Genomic DNA, 15,904 nt, shown 5'->3' with positions numbered 1-15,904 from the left:
ATGGAAATGGTGTGCAATCAGATGTCGAGCCGCCGCCCAGCCATCCAGCGCACCATGGCCGGATCGCGGTGCGAAAAGAAGCTGCTGGTATTGGTGTCCAGTGCCGCGATGCGCGCCATGTCCACCTCGTCCAGCTGAAAGTCGAACACGGCAAGGTTTTCCGCCATGCGCTCTTTGCGCACGGACTTGGCCAGCGCCGATATGCCGCGCTGTACCAGCCAGCGCAAGATCACTTGTCCCACGGATTTGCCGCAACGGGCGCCGATGGCCGTCAGCACTTCGTTGTGGAACAGGTTGTTGCGGCCTTCGGCGAACGGGGCCCAGGCCTGCGCCTGTACGCCTTCTTCCTGCATGAATGCCGCGCTGTCCAGCTGCTGCTGAAAGGGGTTGACCTCCACCTGGTTGACGGCAGGGGCAATCTCATTGAAGGCCTTGATGTCCATCAGCCGGTCTGTATGGAAGTTGCTCACGCCAATGGCGCGCAGCTTGCCTTCTCGATACGCGTCTTGCATGGCACGCCAGGAGCCATGTACATCCCCGAAGGGCTGGTGGATCAGGTACAGGTCCAGGTAGTCCAGCTGCAGGCGGGTCAGCGACTTGTCGATGGCCTGCCGGGTGCGTTCGTAGCCCGTGTCTTGCACCCACAGCTTGGTCGTGATGAACAGGTCCTGGCGGGCAATGCCACTTTGGCGGATACCTTGACCAACTGCTGCTTCGTTGGTGTACGAGGCGGCTGTGTCGATGAGCCGATAACCCGTCTGGATGGCGTCCACCACACAGCGTGCGCATTCCTGTGCATCCGGTATCTGGAAGACGCCAAATCCCAGAATCGGCATCTTCACGCCGTTGTTCAAAGTTACTGTTTCCATGGTGGTCCTGTGCGGTTCGAATGGAGCAGACTTTAAGCAGGCAACTCGCATCTGAATAGATGCAAATCAATTGTTTGATTGGCATTCAAAAAGGGATAATTGGTAGCAAAAGGATCACGCTCCATGGCCATCAATGAACTGCGTTCCGTGTCCACATTCATCAAGGCGGCCGAGCTGGGCAGCCTGCGCAAAGCCGCACAGGCGCTGGACGTCAGCCCGCAGGCAGCAAGCAAGGCCTTGGCCCAACTGGAGAAGCATCTGCAGGCGCGGCTGTTTCATCGCACCACGCGGGTCATGTCCCTGACCGATGCCGGGCAGCGGCTTCTGGAAGATGTTCAGCCTGCGCTGCTGGGGGTGCAGCGCGCCCTGAAAAGGGCCCAGGCCACCAAGGACGAAATCGCGGGGCCACTGCGCATTACTGGCCCCCGCACGACCTTCCAGCCCATTCTCTGGCCCGTCATAGAAGAGTTCTGTGAACGTTATCCCGGTATCCAGCCCGATGTGCTGCTGGAAGATCGTGTGGGCAATTGGGTGGAGGATAGGGTCGATGTGGGCTTTCACCTGGGCGCGTCACCCCATGAGGGCGTGATTGCCCGCAAGTTGTTTCCGCTGCAGTTGCTGGTGTGTGGCGCGCCTGCGTATTTCGAGCGCCACGGGGTACCAGACTCTTTGGCCGCTTTGTCAGCGCACCGCTGCAGCGTGTTTCGGCACCCCGGCACCGGAAGACTCGCACCCTGGCATTTGAAGCTGGACGGGCAATTGCTCGAACAACCCGTGGTGCCCGCCATCATCAGCAACGATGAAACCCTGGAGCTGCACGCGGTCTTGTCCGGCAAAGTGCTGGGGCAGTTGGCAGGTGTCACCGCAGCTCCCTACATACGCAGCGGCAAGTTGGTACCGATTCTTTTGAACCATATGTCGGACTTTGCGAGCTACTTCGTGTACTTTGGCAGCCGGCAGTCACAACCAGCGCGCGCCCGGGCATTCGTTGACCTTGTGGTGGAGCGTCTCACGGACTGTCCGCAATTTGTGCTTTCAAACAAGGAGCTTGTGCGTGCCAAAAGCCAGTTGCCCAACCTGTTGCGCGCCTTGAAGAGCCAGAGCGGCTAGTACTGTTGCCTTTGCTTCGCAAGCACAATTCCCTCCGCCGGCCGGATTTGCGCGGCCCGCACGACCCCACACGTTATTGGAGACACGCATGCCATTTCACCGGGCATTTCCATTCGCTTTTTCGCTCATCGCTGCCAGTGCATTGCTGGCGGCCAGCGCCAGCTACGCGCAGGACAGCATCCAGATCGCCAACATCCTTGAGCTGTCCGGCTCAGGCGCCACTGCGGGCACCAACTTCAAGAACGGTGTGGAGCTGGCGGTGAAAGAGATCAATGCCGCCGGCGGCATTCTGGGCAAGAAGGTGCAGACCACCAATGCCGACACCCAGAGCAACCCCGGCGTGGCAAAGGGCCTGACGCAGAAGGCGGTGGACAACGATGTGTTCGCCATCTTCGGGCCGGTGTTCTCGGGCTCCATCATGGTCAGCATGGCAGAGAGCCGCCGTGCCGGCATTCCCAACTTCACCGGCGGCGAGGCGGCCAGCATCACCGCCCAGGGCAACCCCTACATCTTCCGCACCACGGCCACCCAGGCCACCGCCATGCCCCAAGTGGCGCACTACATCAGCGAGCAAGCCCAACTCAAAACCCTGGCCATCATCTACGTGAACAACGACTTCGGCAAAGGCGGGCTGGACATGCTGAAGAAGGCGCTGGAGAAATCCCCCACCAAAATCGTGGCCGAGATCTCCACCGAAGGCGGCCAGCTCGATTTCTCGGCCGCCGTGCTGCGCGCCAAGCAGAGCAATGCCGACGCGGTGTTTGTCTACACCTACGATGAAGAATCGGCCCGTGCCCTGCGCGAGCTGCGCAAGCAGGGCTGGAGCAAACCCATTGTGGGTGAAGGCACCCTCACCGCCCAGAAAGTGCTTGAGCTGGCGGGCGATGCCGCCAATGGTGCCATCGCCCACGTCAACCTGACGGTGGATGCGCCGCTGCCGGCCGTCCAGGCTTTTCGTGTCAAGTTCGAGCGCGAATACAAATACGTGTCGGACCACAACGGCATGAAAGGTTATTCCGGCATGTACGTGCTGAAAACCGCGATCGAGAGGGTCGGCAAGCTGGACCGCCAGGCCGTGGCCGCTGCCCTGCACGGCATGAAGATCACGGTGGCCCAGCAGCCCGGTGTGCTGATGGACCTGGCGTTTGACGACAAGGGCGACCTGGACCGCGACAGCTTCATGGTCGAGGTGAAGAACGGTAAGCAGGTCGTCATTGCCACCGTGCCGGCCCTGGGCGCAGCCAAAAAATAAACCGCAGGACCCAGCCCCATGATCGATACCCAAAGAACCCTGGCCCGCAACCCGATTGCACCCTATGCGCTGCCCGGCGAGGAATGCCAGGCCTACAACAAGATCCACTGGAAGCTGGACCCGGAACGCACCGTGCTGCTGGTGCACGACATGCAGAACTACTGGGTCGATCTGTTCGTCGACTCCGCGCCGCTGCTGCGCAATGTGGTCGCGCTGCTGGCCGGCTTTCGCCAGGCGCGGCTGCCGGTGGTGTTCTGCCGCGGCGAGCGCGCGCCCTCGCGCTTCGAGCGCGGCCTGGGCCTGGCGGTCTGGGGCGACGGCCTGAACGCCGCCCATGTGCGGCCGCAAGATTGCGAAATTGCCAGCAGCTTGGCGCCGCGCGAGGACGAATATGTGGTCCACAAGCCGCGCCACAGCGCCTTCTTCCAGACCGAGCTGGAGCCGCTGCTGCGCAAGATGAACCGCGACCAGGTGGTCGTCTGCGGCGTGTTCGCCCACCACGGCGTGATGGTGTCTTGCATAGACGGCTATATGCGCAACTTCCAGATGACCATGGTGGCCGATGCCCTGGGCGACTACAGCGAGGCCGAGCACCGCATGGCCCTGCAATACGTGGCGCAGATGTGCGGCTCCACCAGTACGCTGGCCCGGGTAGGGGCTGCGTTGTTTCCTGCGGGCGGGGCGTAGTTTTGTTTTGCTACTTAATTCATAGTAGTTGGCGCAGGTGATATCTGCGCTGCAGCCCTGATTCTGTTTGATACAAAAGCTAAGACAAGGCTGCATTCGAAGCCGCCAAAAGTCCTGTAGCTCTCAAGAACAAGAAAATGGACTGCATATTCTTGCGAGTATGCTTTCGGCCCGGCCTTCCGTTGGACATAGATTGCTCCAAAGGTGCCACTGAAATGTTGCGGTGGTAGCTGGATCACCCTGGCAAGGGCGAATCATCTGTCGGCCGTCGTTGAAGCGTAGGCGCGCCGGGGACGTAATACGAACGAATTAGAGAGCACTTTGATTGACGCAACTTGTAGAGCGGGACGTGTTCGCTGTGTATTTTTAGCGTACCTGTTCGCGATCATGACCTTGCCTGCTGTTGCGAACGTCCCGAACTGGGAGCAACTGCCGCAAAGCATGGCCGTGACTGGTCCGAGTGACCGCAGTTGGGCGTTGTCGCTCGCTGATCCGTTCGTGATCGACATTGGTGGGTCCGGCTACGCTTTTGGGGAGTATCAGCAGGACATTCGGGTTCGAGCGATCTATCTGGAAAAGCTGCGTGCGGCATGGGGTGTGCGTAGCCGGGCGGATCTGTTGCTCAGGTTGCAAGATTTGCGTGATTACGGCATGCATTCGGCCTACGAAAAGTTGCAGATGCGCATGCGTGAACCGGTCGATTGGCGGGCGTGGTTGAGGGCGCGTTATGAAGCATTTCTGGCCCCACGCAATGAGCACAGGGCAGAGGTTGTCGAACGCGATGGGACACTTTTAGGTTCAGCCGGTGTACTTGCCTATGACATTAGTCGATATGTGAACCTTGTGCGGTGGGGATATCAAGTTGGCTATCTGACGCAGAGTGAAGCATGGCTATTAATCATGCCAACAGCGCGGTTAGCGCAATCGAGTTTTGATTCATGGGATGCCTATGGCACCAGCTTCCTGGTTGGTCGTGACTTCTGGAGTGGCGCGACGGCTGGTGATCCGCAGTCGGGCTTCATCAAAGCGATTCATGACCTGAAAACACTGCCGGATGGTGCCTGGCGGATTCACCCATGGGGACAACGGTTGGATCGCACCCCAATCCGCGCTGCGGATTTGGAAGTGGGTGACTCAATCGGTGCGCAGCCCGATCCGAACGTGATACGGCCCGGGCCGAACCTTGTGGACGTTAAGGGAGCGGGCATCGAGCAATGGGCGGTAGACGTTCAGGCGGGCCCGGCTGCGACGGCGGCAGCGCTATTGATCGATGGCAACGTTGTTGAGCTAGAGCAACTGCTGAGAAAAGCGGCAAGCGGCAGTGCGCGTGATGTGGCTGGGCGCTGGAAGCGGTCGCAGGTATATGCCGGAATCGCAAGTGTGTTTCCGGACGATGTCAATCATCCGCTGTGGTCTGCTTTGGATCGCACGACCGCCGGCTGGGTGAAGCAACGGCCTGCTTCTCATATGGCTGCCATGGCGCGTGCGCAATATTGGATCTCTCACGCTTGGGCCGTGCGAGGTAATGGCTACCCCTCCGCACCGTCGATCGAAATGCTGCAGGCATTTCAGAGGGATCTTAGCCTTGCTGAAAAAGTGGTCGATGTGCATGGGCGAGCTTTCCCGAAGGTCGTTGCCGAGGAGCCACATTGGGCTGTGCTGCGTATCAAGCTCGCTAATTTGCAAGGGCGTGAAAAGACGGAGATCTATCAGCAGGCGATGACCGCGTTGAAGCGCCATCCCGATTACGACCCGATCGCATCGGAGACGGCCCTAGCCCTGAATCCGGTCTGGGGCGGAACACAGGCCGTCTCGCAGGCTTTTATCGAAGAGGCCATGGTTTTGAGCCGCCCCTTCTCTGGCGAACAGCGGCGCGCACAGATTGCACTCCACCTCGCACGCAATGCTGGTTTGCAACAAGCCCTGCTTTTGGCGCAGGCGGGCTTTACGTGGGAGCAGGTTAAGCCGTCTATCGATGAAGTCATAGCGCGCTTTCCAGACGCTTTCAACATCAATGCTGCGCGCGTGTTGGCCTGCATTTCGGATGACCCAATGCGCGCTCGTCCCTATTTCCTGCGCTTGCAGGGTCATATTCAACCCGTCACTTGGTACGACGATCCGTGGTACGTCGGTCAATGCGCTGTAAAGGCTGGAACGCCTTTGGTCGGACATGCACCTTGGCCAGAAGATGTGTCTGAGCCCGTACCAACTGTGCCAATCAAGTCACTCCGGCAGTCCTTAATGATCATCACTGGTGGCATTGTTCTGGCGTTGCTGGCATATCTGCGCTTCAGAAGATTGCGTGCACCTGTCGAGCCTGAGCAGGACGAGCCGGGTGATGACGAACCACGCCAGCTTTGATTGACGTATTGGGTCAGGGGATCGGTGTGCATGCAACACGCGCTTACTCTTGGGATTTCACGTTTCATTGCAGCTTGTACCGGTTTGATAGTAAATATTCCGCAAATACTACAGATCCTGTGCATGCCATCGCTGTCCAATTACTACTGAATTCATAGCTACCCCCGCAGGTACTATCTGCGCCACAGCCTTGTTTCATCCGGAGCCGCAGAACATGCACGTCAACGTCCAACGCGGTGCCTACCGCATAGTTACCGACCCCGCCAGCCTGGACATGGTGGCCGTCCATGCCTACCTTACGCGCAGCTACTGGTCGCCGGGTATTGCGTTCGAGCGGGTGCAGCGCGCGGCGGCGAATTCGCTGTGTTTTGGGTTGTTCCACGGCGCCGAGCAGGTGGGCTTTGCGCGGGTGGTGACCGACAAGACGACTTTTGCCTATTTGGCCGATGTGTATGTGCTGGAGGCGCACCGGGGCCAGGGTCTGTCGAAATGGCTGGTGCAAACCATCTTGGCCCACCCGGAGCTGCAGGGTCTGCGCCGATTTTTGCTGGCCACGGCCGATGCGCATGGCTTGTATGCACAGTTCGGCTTTGAGCCCTTGGCCAAGCCGGAGCGGATGATGCAGATCCTCGCGCAGTAGGCGGGGTCAGCAAATCCGGGACAATGCGGGCCATTTGATTTTTTCCACAGCCCATGCCATGACCGATACCAACGATAACAACGCCACCGCTGATACCAACGCCGCTAGCTCCGCTCCCGCCCTGCCCGACCACCTGTCTGCCGACCCACGCAGCCCCTTTCACGTGGCTGCCGTGTTCGAGCATGACATCGGCATCCGCCTGAACGACAAGGAGCGTTCGGACGTGGAGGAATACTGCATCAGCGAAGGCTGGGTGAAGGTACCTTCCGGCAAGACGCGCGACCGCCATGGACGCCCCCTGCTGATGAAGATCAAGGGCAAGGTCGAAGCCTATTACCGCTGATTCCACGGTCATCAGCGGGCCTCGCACGTGCACTCCGGGTATCACAGCACCCGGTAGACCTGGCCGGTTTGCCCGCCTTCCACGCTGCGCTGGTAGGCCATGGCCACGCGTGCCGCGGGCACCGATTCGAAGCCCGCGAAATAGGAGCCGTAGGTGGGCAAGGATTCGGTGAGCACGGTGGCGCTGACGGCGTTGATGCGCAGGCCGCGTGGCAGCTCAATGGCGGCAGCGGCCACAAAGCCTTCGATGCCTGCATTGACCGCCGTGGCGTTGGCGCCATAGCGGATCGGCTCGGTGGACAGGATGCCGCTGGTCAGCGTGACCGAGCCACCGTCGTTCAGGTAGCGTTGGGCCAGCAAGGCCAGCTGCACCTGGCCCAGTAGCTTGTCTTGCAGGCCGATGTTGAACTGTTCTGCCGTCATCTGGCTCAACGGGCCGAAGTGCACATTACCGGCGGCGCTGACGATGGCGTCCACCTTGCCCACGCGCTCCATCAGGGCCTCCAGGCTGGCGGGCTGGGCCAGATCGGCCTGGTAGTCGCCGCTGTTGCGGCCGACGCTGACGATGGTGTGGCGGGCGGCCAGATTGGCTTTTACGGCTTGGCCTACGGTGCCGTTGGCGCCGATCAAGAGGATTTTCATGGGGTGTTCCTGGGTTTAGAAGTTAAGAAGCCTGGATTGTTTTGCAAATGCAGGGCTACATAAAGTAGTTAATACTTCGCTATCTACTAAGCATTGGTTTGGAATAGCGATGGATAAATTCCGCAACATGGAAGTTATGGTGGCTGTGGTCGAAGGCGGCAGCTTTGCCGCTGCAGCCAGGCAGCTGGACATTTCGGCGGTGATGGTGGGCAAGCACATCCAGTCGTTGGAAACGCACCTGGGCGCCCGATTGCTGCAGCGCAGCACCCGGCAGCACAGCCTGACCGATGTGGGCCGCAGCTTTTACGAGGACAGCAAACGCGTACTGGAACAGGTGCGCTGGGCCGAGTCGGCGGTAGAGCGCAGCCGGGCCGCGCCGCAAGGCCTGCTGCGGGTCAGCGCGCCCACCACCTTGGGCAACCAGGTGGTTGCTCCGCTGGTGGCCGGGTTTTTACTGGACAACCCGCAAGTGCGGGTGGACCTGCAGCTCAGCGACGGGCTGGTCGATCTGGCCGGCGATGGCATCGACGTGGCGGTGCGCATCGGCCCGGTGGCCGACGAAGGCCTGGTGGCGCGGCCACTGCAGCCCTACCGCATGGTGATTGCCGCGGCACCCGCCTACCTGGAGCGGCACGGCCGACCGCAGCGTGCCGTCGACTTGGTGCAGCACACCTGCCTGCGCCACGCGGTATGGCATAGCCGTGCCGATTGTTTGCTGCGCGACGACGGCAAAACCGTGGACTGGCCCGACCAGTCGCGCTTTGTTTGCAACCAGGGTGACAGCTTGCGTATCGCTGCGCTGCAGGGCCTGGGCCTGGTATTGCAGCCCGAGGTGTTGCTGGCCGACGACCTGGCCAGCGGCCGCCTGGTGGCCGTGCTGCCCGATTGCGTGCCCGCAGCCCGGCCGGCGCATCTGGTGTACCTGCCGGACCGGCGCCAGCTGCCCAAGCTCAGCCGCTTCATCAGCCACATGCTGCAGGCGTTGGGGGCTGAGGCCTAAATGGGGCTGTAGCGCAGGTAGATACTGCGCAAGTAGCTATTGAATCAATAGCGTGTGGAAGGTCTCAGCGCCGACCGTGCAGGAAGTGCTGGAAGCGCTGCACACCGTCTGCCAGGCGCTGCGTATTGCTGGCAAAGCACCAGCGCAGGCAGGACTCACCTTCCGGCCCGAAGGCGCGGCCCGGTGCCAGGCCCAGCCCGGTGGCCTGCACCAGGTCCTTGCAGAAGGCCAAGCTGTCTGCTGCGGCGTCCATGTGAAAGAACAGATACATGGCGCCCTGGGGTTTGGACACTGTCAGCCCGTCCATGGTGGACAGCGCGCTGTGCAGGTAGTCGCGGGCGGTGGCTAGGCGTTGCACAAACTGCTCCACCAGCGGCTCGCCGTCGCTTATGGCGGTGACGGCCGCCCGCTGCACAAAGCCGGGGGCGCAGCAGGTGTTGAACTCGATGAGCTTGGCCAGGTCGGCGCTCAGGCGTTCCGGCACCACCATCCAGCCCAGGCGCCAGCCGGTCATTTGCCAGGACTTGGAGAAGCTGTGTACGGAGATCAGCCTGTCGTCTGGCGTGCAGCGGGCCAGCCAGCTGTGTGCCTGGGGTGGTGTGTCGGCGCTGCGGTCGAACACCAGGCGTTCATACACGTCGTCGGCAATCAGCCAGATGCCATGCTGTCGGCAGTGCGCCAGCAGCGCGTCCTGCTGGTCGGGCGGCATAACCCAGCCGGTGGGGTTGTTGGGTGAGTTGACCAGCACGGCGCGCGTGCCCGGCGTCAGTGCCGTGAGCAGCGCGTCCAGGTCCAGCGTCCACCCCTGCTGCGCGTCCAGGTGCAGCGCCACCGTGTCCACCTGCGCGCCCAGCACGCGGGGGATTTCCACCAGGTTGGGCCACAGCGGGGTGACGGCCACCACGCGGTCGCCAGCTTCAATGACCAGCTGTGCGGCCAGCATCAGCGAGGAAATGCCACCGGAGGTGATGGCGATGCGTTCGGCCCCAATCGGCGCGTGGCGCCGGGTCAGGTAGTCCGCGATGGCCTGGCGCAGCGCGGGAATGCCCAGGTTGGGTGTGTAGAAGGTATCGCCGCCATCCAGCGCGGCCTTGGCCGCATCGCGGATGAAGGGGGCGGTGACCTGGTCGGGTTCGCCAAACCAGAAGGGCAACAGGTCCGCGCGGTGCGCGGCTGCGTCGGCCACGGCGCGGATGCGCGAAGCGTGGATGTGCTGGACGTTGTGGCGGGCCAGGGGTTGGTGTTGGAGCATGGTGAGGTGGTGGTGGAGCAAGGGTGAAAGGCCGCCAAATTGTGCTTGCGCCGCGTTGAAATGTGCTTGCTTTTAGGGGCCTGTCAGCCCTAAGATTTTGGTGGAAACCACCAATAACCACATTGAAATAGAAAGACTCCACCTATGAGTGGTATTGATGAAGTTGATTTGGCTATTTTGAAAGCCCTGCAAGAAGACGGGCGTTTATCCAATGCCAAGCTTTCAGAGCAGATGCACCTGAGTGAGACGCCGTGTTGGCGCCGCGTGCGGCAGCTGGAGAGCAGTGGCTATATCGAGGACTACCAGGCCAATCTGAACCTGGACAAGCTGGGCTGGAAGATCCACGCTTTTGTGCTGGTCCGTTTCGAGAGCCATACCGCCAATGCGTTCGGGCTGTTTGAAGAGGTCATACAAAACAGTCCGCATGTTTTGCTGTGCCACCGCATCACCGGCGAGGCCGACTATTTGCTGCAGGTTATCGCTGTGGACCTGGATGACTACCGCAACTTTGTAGACAGCGTCCTGCGCAAACTGACAGGAATTGCGACGGTGCAGACCAATATTTCCCTGCAGAAAATAAAGTCCACGCACCGTATTCCCATGCCCTTGAATGCACAGGTGGGTTGATGCTGCTGCAAGCGAAATCACGGACTGGCGCGGGCTATGCCGCTGGCGTTTGCCGTGGGGCTGGAGCTTTAAGCCTGCGCTAAGAAACCGAAGGGCTTAGCTGTTACAAGCCTGTATCGCCTGGCCACCCTTCGGTGGCGGGCACGCTACAGGAGCATCGCCATGGAACTGGACCCCCTAGACATCGTTGACCACGCCAAACCCGCCAGAAGGCCTACCAAGCGCCGCTGGCTGAACCCGGCGGTGGCCATCACCGTGGCACTGCTGGCCACCTTTTTGGGCATCTGCAAGGTCAAGGACGACAACATCGTGCAGGGCATGCAGCAGGCCCAGGCCGACAAGCTGGACCACTGGCAGTTTTACCAGGCGCGCAATGTGCGCGAAGAGATTGCCAATGCCACGCTGGCCCAGCTGCGCCTGCAGGTCATGGCCGTGACCGCGCCTGCCCAGCAGGCCGCCTACCAGCAGCAGATCAGCGCCTATGCGGCGCTGGCGCAGAAAGAAAACCAGAAGAAGGACGAGCTCAAAACCCAGGCCGAGCAAGACCAGAAGAGCTACGACGCGCTGAATTTCCGTGACGACCAGTTCGACCTGTGTGACGCGCTGATTGCCATCGCCATCTCCATGCTGGCCGTGGCCTCGCTCACGCAGCTCAGTAGCCTGTATTTGCTCAGCCTGGTGCCGGCGGGGTTCGGTGTGTTGATGGGCGTGTCGGGCCTGGTGGGGCTGGGTATCCACCCGGACGCGTTGATCAAGCTGCTAAGTTGAGTGGTTTCAATGTGGTTGTATGATGCAACCATATTGAAATAGCGAACTCGAGCCATGCCCGCCACATCCAGCACCCCCGCTTCTCTCGTTGACCACATCCGCAGCGCATCGCGCCAGATGGTGCGCGAGCTCGGCTTTATGCAGTCCACCCTGGCGGCTACCGACTACCCACCGTCGGCCGTGCACGCCATTCTGGAGATTGGTGCCCAGCGCACGCTGACGGCGGTGCAGCTGGGCGAGGTGCTGGGCCTGGAGAAGTCCAGCGTCAGCCGCATGGTGCGCAAGTTGGTGGATGCGGGCGAGCTGCAGGAGTCCGCCAGCGGTGACGATGGCCGGGTGAAATACCTGGCGCTGACGGCGCAGGGCAAACGCAGCCTCAAGTCCATCCATGCCTACGGTCGCAAGCAGGTCTTGGGCGCGCTGGCGCAACTCACCGAAGCCCAGCAGCAGGCGGTGGCTGAGGGCCTGGCAGCCTATGCCCAGGCCTTGCAGGCGCGGCGCACGGGCATACTGGTGGCAGCGGGTTCGGCTTTGCAGATCGTGCAGGGCTACCAGCCCGGCGCGATAGGCCGCATCACGGAAATGCATGCCCGCTACTACAGCCGCAGCGTGGGCTTCGGCGCCTATTTCGAAGCCCGGGTGGCCAGTGGCCTGGCCGAGTTCAGTGCCCGCCTGGAGCAGCCGCGCAACGGCCTGTGGTTGGCCTTGCAGGCGGGGCGCATCGTGGGTTCGGTAGCGGTGGATGGTGAAGACCTGGGGTCGAACAAGGCGCATTTGCGCTGGTTCATCGTCGACGACGGTTTACGCGGCCTGGGCGCGGGCCGGCAACTGCTGGCCGAAGCCATGGCCTTCTGTGACCGCCAGGCTTTTGCCGAAACCCATTTATGGACCTTCCAGGGGCTGGACGCTGCGCGCAAGCTGTACGAGACCTTTGGCTTTGCATTGGCCGAGCAATGGTCCGGGCAGCAATGGGGCACGCCGGTAGTGGAGCAGCGCTTCGTGCGCACCCTGCCAGCTACTTAAAGCACTGCTGGTTTTGGTAGGCGCTACACCGCCGCACCAAACAGGCTGCCCACCCCGGCCGTCACCGCCATGGCCAGCGCACCCCAAAAAGTGACACGCCATGCACCCAGCCAGGGATGGGCCCCGCCCACGCGGGCCGCCACCGCTCCGAGCACGGCCAGGAAGAGCAGCGACATGCCTGCGATCCACAACGCCAGCCCCTGTGCAGGCGCCAGTGCTGCGACGGCCAGAGGCAGTACCGCGCCGACGGCAAAGCTGCCCGCCGATGCCCAGGCCGCTAGCAGAGGCCGCGCCGTGGCTATTTCCGAAATGCCAAGTTCGTCGCGCGCATGGGCACCGATGGCATCGTGCACCATGAGTTGCTCTGCAACTTCGCGGGCCAGCTCGGGTGTCAACCCTCGGCTGGTGTAGATGGCCGTCAGCTCGCGCCGCTCGGCCACAGGGTCGGCTTCCAGTTCAGCGCGTTCCCGCGCCAGGTCGGCCCGCTCGGTATCCGCCTGGGAGTGCACCGACACATACTCTCCTGCTGCCATGGACATGGCTCCGGCGACCAGGCCAGCCACACCGGTCATCAGAATGTTGCCAATGCTGGATTGCGCCGCGGCGATGCCGACGATCAGGCTGGCGGTGGAGACGATGCCGTCGTTGGCACCCAGCACGGATGCCCGCAGCCAGCCAATGTGCTGGGTTCTGTGTCGCTCAATATGCCGCATGAAATTCCTTGGGTGGAAAGAGGAGCATTACAAACAAAAAATAGGCCGCCGGGTGCGCAGCATGGTTAGGACCAGGTTTCTTGCCGGGCTTTGCGCTGGGCTTGCGATGGCAATGGATTACAAGCGGTGAATATGAATGCAGCCTGAATCCAAACGGCCAGGGCGACTTTCTTCAGCTTATCTTCATGTGAGGGGTATCCAATGCCTGCTTGGCTCCGTACAACTGACAAGAGATGCCCGGGATGGACTTCACCGCCGCCTTGACCGGACCTTCGGTGAAGCCATGGAACTCCATCCATAGTTCACACACATTTGATCCAAACCCATACTATGACCTACCCCTGGACGCATAGTCTCACTTTGAGGAAAACAACATGATCCAACAAGCCACACCTCGCTACGACCGTCTCAGCCAGGCTTTCCATTGGCTCACGGCCATCGTCGTGACCATCGCGTTCATCCTCGGCCCCGGCGGCTTCGGGCGCATGATGCGCCAGGGTGTCGATCCTGCAACGCGAATCGATATCGTTTGGCACGAGTCCCTGGGCATTTTGGTCCTGGTGCTTACTTTGTTGCGTTTGCTATGGGTTGCCTTTCGCCCGGCTGCACCACAGTTCGAGATGAGCGGGGCCATGCACCTGGCCAGCAAACTCGGGCACATCGCTTTGTGGGTGCTGTTGCTGGCACTGCCAGTTACGGCCCTTCTGGCCCTGGGCAGCGAGAACCACCCTTTGACGCTGCTCGGCGGCATCCGCGTCGATCACATGCCCTGGATTGCCGACTCCGCCATCGCCGGACTGGCGGACTGGGGCGATGTGCACCAGTTCCTGGGCGACGCCATCATGTGGCTGGCCGGTCTGCATGCCGCTGCGGCCATCTTCCACCACGTGTTTCTGAAAGACGGGGTTTTGCTGGCGATGTTGCCCGGACGCAAGTGATGCGCAGTACGGGCCCGTTTTCAGGTTTGAAACCGTACCGTCACCCGCAGCCCTAGCGGCACGGCATCTGGATGCACATCTTCCAGCAGCACCTCGGCGTTGTGCTGCCGCGCAATCTCCTGCACGATGGACAGGCCTAGGCCCGAGCCATCGGCCTCGTTGCCTAGCGCGCGGTAGAAGGGCTGGAACACCAGCGCGCGCTCTGCGGCGGGGATGCCGGGGCCGTTGTCCTCCACCTGCAGCTCGGCACCCTGGCCGGCGTTGGCTAGAGCGCGCACGGTAATGATGCCGGTGTGCACTTCGTTGGACGGGGTGTAGTGGATGGCGTTTTCCACCAGGTTGCGCACCAGCTCTTTCAGCAGCGTGGGGTTACCCTGGATCTGCAGGCCGGGGCTACCGGCTTCGGCGCCGTCGTAGCCCAGGTCGATGCGCTTGTCCAGCGCGCGGGGCACGCAATCCCGCACCACCTCCATGGTCAGCCGGGCCAGGTCGCAGTCCTGCAGCGTCAGGCTGACGCCACCGTTCTCGGCCCGGGCCAGGGCCAGCAGCTGGTTCACGGTATGGGTGGCGCGGATGCTGGAGCGGCCGATCTGCTGTAGCGATCGCTTCAGCTCGGCCGTGCTGGTGCCTTCGCGCTGCGCCAGGTCGGCCTGCATGCGCAGCCCGGCCAGCGGAGTTTTCAGCTGGTGGGCGGCGTCGGCCAGAAAGCGCTTTTGCGTGGCGATGGAGTCCTTCAGCCGGGTCAGCAGGTCGTTCACCGACGAGACCAGTGGCGCCACTTCCAGTGGCACGGCCTTTTCGTCCAGCGGGCTCAGGTCGTCCGAGGTGCGGGCGCGGATGCGGTCCTCCAGGCGCTTCAGCGGGCGGATGCCGCGCGCCAGCGCCAGCCACACCAGCAGCACGGCCAGCGGCAAGATGACGAACTGCGGCAGCATCACGCCCTTGATAATTTCGGCCGCCAGCACCGAGCGCTTTTCCCGCGTTTCGGCCACTTGCACCAGGGCCAGCTGGCTACCGGCAATGTCCAGCTTGATCCACAGATAGGCCACGCGCACGTCCAGGCCGCGCATCTCGTCGTCGCGCAGATGCACCGGGCCTTCGGCGGGCTTTTCATCGGCCGGCGGCAGCGGCAGGTCGGTATCGCCGCTGAGCAGTTCGCCACGCACGCCACGTACCTGGTAATAGACCTGGTCGGAGTCGTCGGCGCGCATGATTTCACGCGCCGGCAGCGGTAGGTTGAACTGCGCGTGGTCGGGCTGGGCCACCACCAGCAGCTGCGACAGCGCCTGCACGTTGTATTCCAGCGCCCGGTCAAACGGTTTGCCGGCAATGCCCTGGGCCACCAGCCAGGTCAGCGCCAGGCTGACCGGCCACAGCAACAGCAAGGGCGTGAGCATCCAGTCCAGGATTTCGCCGAAAAGCGAGCGTTGTTCGCGCTGGAAGATTTTCACGGCGATGGCGTTAGCGGGTGGGGCACCTGCGCATCTTAGCGACGCTGCCCTATGCCAAGCTTACGTGTTCACCCTGTGCTCAGCTTGTGGTTTAACCCGCGTATGAAACGGCCCGCATGCGGCCCGTTGCACACAAATTTCCTTCATTTGCAGGACAAGCGGTTACAGCTGCTTTCGTAAATTGCCTAGGCGCACGGGATAGGGGCGCATTTCGCGGCAAACTGCGGCC

General features: G+C 61.8%; 16 protein-coding genes. 11 read left to right on the top strand and 5 right to left on the bottom strand.

Annotation, left to right across the window (positions count from 1 at the left end; translation table 11 throughout):
• Positions 1 to 17: 17 nt before the first annotated feature.
• The gene (locus AC07O2_RS16990; RefSeq protein WP_495076926.1) at positions 18 to 869 is read right to left on the bottom strand and encodes an aldo/keto reductase; all 852 of its coding nucleotides are present in this window, start codon (positions 867 to 869) and stop codon (positions 18 to 20) included.
• 123 nt (positions 870 to 992) lie between these two features.
• On the opposite strand from AC07O2_RS16990, the gene AC07O2_RS16985 reads away from it, so the two are divergent.
• From AC07O2_RS16985 to AC07O2_RS16960, 6 genes are all read left to right on the top strand, one after another.
• Positions 993 to 1,979, top strand: coding sequence for a LysR family transcriptional regulator (locus tag AC07O2_RS16985; protein ID WP_495076925.1), 987 nt, complete (start codon positions 993 to 995; stop codon positions 1,977 to 1,979).
• A gap of 88 nt (positions 1,980 to 2,067) precedes the next feature.
• Positions 2,068 to 3,231 (top strand): ABC transporter substrate-binding protein, encoded by a 1,164-nt coding sequence (locus AC07O2_RS16980; protein ID WP_495076924.1) that lies wholly within the window; start codon positions 2,068 to 2,070, stop codon positions 3,229 to 3,231.
• Positions 3,232 to 3,249: 18 nt separating this feature from the next.
• Positions 3,250 to 3,918, top strand: a complete 669-nt coding sequence (locus AC07O2_RS16975; protein WP_495076923.1) for an isochorismatase family protein — start codon at positions 3,250 to 3,252, stop codon at positions 3,916 to 3,918.
• A gap of 321 nt (positions 3,919 to 4,239) precedes the next feature.
• The gene (locus AC07O2_RS16970) at positions 4,240 to 6,279 is read left to right on the top strand and encodes a DUF1266 domain-containing protein (protein ID WP_495076922.1); all 2,040 of its coding nucleotides are present in this window, start codon (positions 4,240 to 4,242) and stop codon (positions 6,277 to 6,279) included.
• Positions 6,280 to 6,493: 214 nt separating this feature from the next.
• Positions 6,494 to 6,919, top strand: a complete 426-nt coding sequence (locus AC07O2_RS16965; RefSeq protein ID WP_495076921.1) for a GNAT family N-acetyltransferase — start codon at positions 6,494 to 6,496, stop codon at positions 6,917 to 6,919.
• A gap of 58 nt (positions 6,920 to 6,977) precedes the next feature.
• Positions 6,978 to 7,262: a DUF3297 family protein gene (locus AC07O2_RS16960; protein ID WP_495076920.1), complete on the top strand. Its 285-nt coding sequence runs from the start codon at positions 6,978 to 6,980 to the stop codon at positions 7,260 to 7,262.
• 41 nt (positions 7,263 to 7,303) lie between these two features.
• On the opposite strand, the gene AC07O2_RS16955 is transcribed toward AC07O2_RS16960, so the two are convergent.
• A complete protein-coding gene (locus AC07O2_RS16955; RefSeq protein WP_495076919.1) occupies positions 7,304 to 7,903 on the bottom strand; it encodes a short chain dehydrogenase in 600 nt (199 codons plus the stop codon).
• Between the two features lie 109 nt (positions 7,904 to 8,012).
• Between AC07O2_RS16955 and AC07O2_RS16950 the strand changes: the two genes are divergently transcribed.
• Positions 8,013 to 8,903, top strand: a complete 891-nt coding sequence (locus AC07O2_RS16950; protein WP_495076918.1) for a LysR family transcriptional regulator — start codon at positions 8,013 to 8,015, stop codon at positions 8,901 to 8,903.
• A 64-nt stretch (positions 8,904 to 8,967) separates the two neighbouring features.
• On the opposite strand, the gene AC07O2_RS16945 is transcribed toward AC07O2_RS16950, so the two are convergent.
• Positions 8,968 to 10,155: a pyridoxal phosphate-dependent aminotransferase gene (locus AC07O2_RS16945; RefSeq protein WP_495076917.1), complete on the bottom strand. Its 1,188-nt coding sequence runs from the start codon at positions 10,153 to 10,155 to the stop codon at positions 8,968 to 8,970.
• A 144-nt stretch (positions 10,156 to 10,299) separates the two neighbouring features.
• On the opposite strand from AC07O2_RS16945, the gene AC07O2_RS16940 reads away from it, so the two are divergent.
• The 3 genes from AC07O2_RS16940 (at position 10,300) to AC07O2_RS16930 (ending at position 12,573) form a co-directional block, all read left to right on the top strand.
• Complete coding sequence (locus AC07O2_RS16940; protein WP_495076916.1) at positions 10,300 to 10,782, top strand: Lrp/AsnC family transcriptional regulator; 483 nt, start codon at positions 10,300 to 10,302, stop codon at positions 10,780 to 10,782.
• Positions 10,783 to 10,944: 162 nt separating this feature from the next.
• Positions 10,945 to 11,550 carry a DUF4337 domain-containing protein gene (locus AC07O2_RS16935; RefSeq protein WP_495076915.1) on the top strand — a complete coding sequence of 202 codons (606 nt, stop codon included), beginning with the start codon at positions 10,945 to 10,947 and terminating at the stop codon, positions 11,548 to 11,550.
• A 54-nt stretch (positions 11,551 to 11,604) separates the two neighbouring features.
• Positions 11,605 to 12,573: a bifunctional helix-turn-helix transcriptional regulator/GNAT family N-acetyltransferase gene (locus AC07O2_RS16930; protein WP_495076914.1), complete on the top strand. Its 969-nt coding sequence runs from the start codon at positions 11,605 to 11,607 to the stop codon at positions 12,571 to 12,573.
• Positions 12,574 to 12,596: 23 nt separating this feature from the next.
• Here AC07O2_RS16930 and AC07O2_RS16925 read toward each other — a convergent pair whose 3' ends face one another.
• Positions 12,597 to 13,286 carry a VIT1/CCC1 transporter family protein gene (locus AC07O2_RS16925; RefSeq protein WP_495076913.1) on the bottom strand — a complete coding sequence of 230 codons (690 nt, stop codon included), beginning with the start codon at positions 13,284 to 13,286 and terminating at the stop codon, positions 12,597 to 12,599.
• A 374-nt stretch (positions 13,287 to 13,660) separates the two neighbouring features.
• On the opposite strand from AC07O2_RS16925, the gene AC07O2_RS16920 reads away from it, so the two are divergent.
• On the top strand, positions 13,661 to 14,224 hold the full coding sequence (locus AC07O2_RS16920; RefSeq protein WP_495076912.1) for a cytochrome b: 564 nt from the start codon (positions 13,661 to 13,663) through the stop codon (positions 14,222 to 14,224).
• A 20-nt stretch (positions 14,225 to 14,244) separates the two neighbouring features.
• On the opposite strand, the gene AC07O2_RS16915 is transcribed toward AC07O2_RS16920, so the two are convergent.
• Positions 14,245 to 15,675: a sensor histidine kinase gene (locus AC07O2_RS16915; RefSeq protein WP_495076911.1), complete on the bottom strand. Its 1,431-nt coding sequence runs from the start codon at positions 15,673 to 15,675 to the stop codon at positions 14,245 to 14,247.
• Positions 15,676 to 15,904: the final 229 nt, after the last annotated feature.

This window comes from Rhodoferax sp. GW821-FHT10B06 (assembly GCF_059415605.1).
The sequence above is the reverse complement of the archived record's forward strand: the minus strand, read 5'-3'. Positions and strand labels throughout refer to the sequence as shown.

What these genes read in the sequence shown, in the direction of transcription:
- AC07O2_RS16990 (WP_495076926.1), bottom strand. Translation starts at nt 869, where the DNA reads ATGGAAACAGTAACTTTGAACAACGGCGTGAAGATGCCGATTCTGGGA.
- AC07O2_RS16985 (WP_495076925.1), top strand. Translation starts at nt 993, where the DNA reads ATGGCCATCAATGAACTGCGTTCCGTGTCCACATTCATCAAGGCGGCC.
- AC07O2_RS16980 (WP_495076924.1), top strand. Translation starts at nt 2,068, where the DNA reads ATGCCATTTCACCGGGCATTTCCATTCGCTTTTTCGCTCATCGCTGCC.
- AC07O2_RS16975 (WP_495076923.1), top strand. Translation starts at nt 3,250, where the DNA reads ATGATCGATACCCAAAGAACCCTGGCCCGCAACCCGATTGCACCCTAT.
- AC07O2_RS16965 (WP_495076921.1), top strand. Translation starts at nt 6,494, where the DNA reads ATGCACGTCAACGTCCAACGCGGTGCCTACCGCATAGTTACCGACCCC.
- AC07O2_RS16960 (WP_495076920.1), top strand. Translation starts at nt 6,978, where the DNA reads ATGACCGATACCAACGATAACAACGCCACCGCTGATACCAACGCCGCT.
- AC07O2_RS16955 (WP_495076919.1), bottom strand. Translation starts at nt 7,903, where the DNA reads ATGAAAATCCTCTTGATCGGCGCCAACGGCACCGTAGGCCAAGCCGTA.
- AC07O2_RS16950 (WP_495076918.1), top strand. Translation starts at nt 8,013, where the DNA reads ATGGATAAATTCCGCAACATGGAAGTTATGGTGGCTGTGGTCGAAGGC.
- AC07O2_RS16945 (WP_495076917.1), bottom strand. Translation starts at nt 10,155, where the DNA reads ATGCTCCAACACCAACCCCTGGCCCGCCACAACGTCCAGCACATCCAC.
- AC07O2_RS16940 (WP_495076916.1), top strand. Translation starts at nt 10,300, where the DNA reads ATGAGTGGTATTGATGAAGTTGATTTGGCTATTTTGAAAGCCCTGCAA.
- AC07O2_RS16935 (WP_495076915.1), top strand. Translation starts at nt 10,945, where the DNA reads ATGGAACTGGACCCCCTAGACATCGTTGACCACGCCAAACCCGCCAGA.
- AC07O2_RS16930 (WP_495076914.1), top strand. Translation starts at nt 11,605, where the DNA reads ATGCCCGCCACATCCAGCACCCCCGCTTCTCTCGTTGACCACATCCGC.
- AC07O2_RS16925 (WP_495076913.1), bottom strand. Translation starts at nt 13,286, where the DNA reads ATGCGGCATATTGAGCGACACAGAACCCAGCACATTGGCTGGCTGCGG.
- AC07O2_RS16920 (WP_495076912.1), top strand. Translation starts at nt 13,661, where the DNA reads ATGATCCAACAAGCCACACCTCGCTACGACCGTCTCAGCCAGGCTTTC.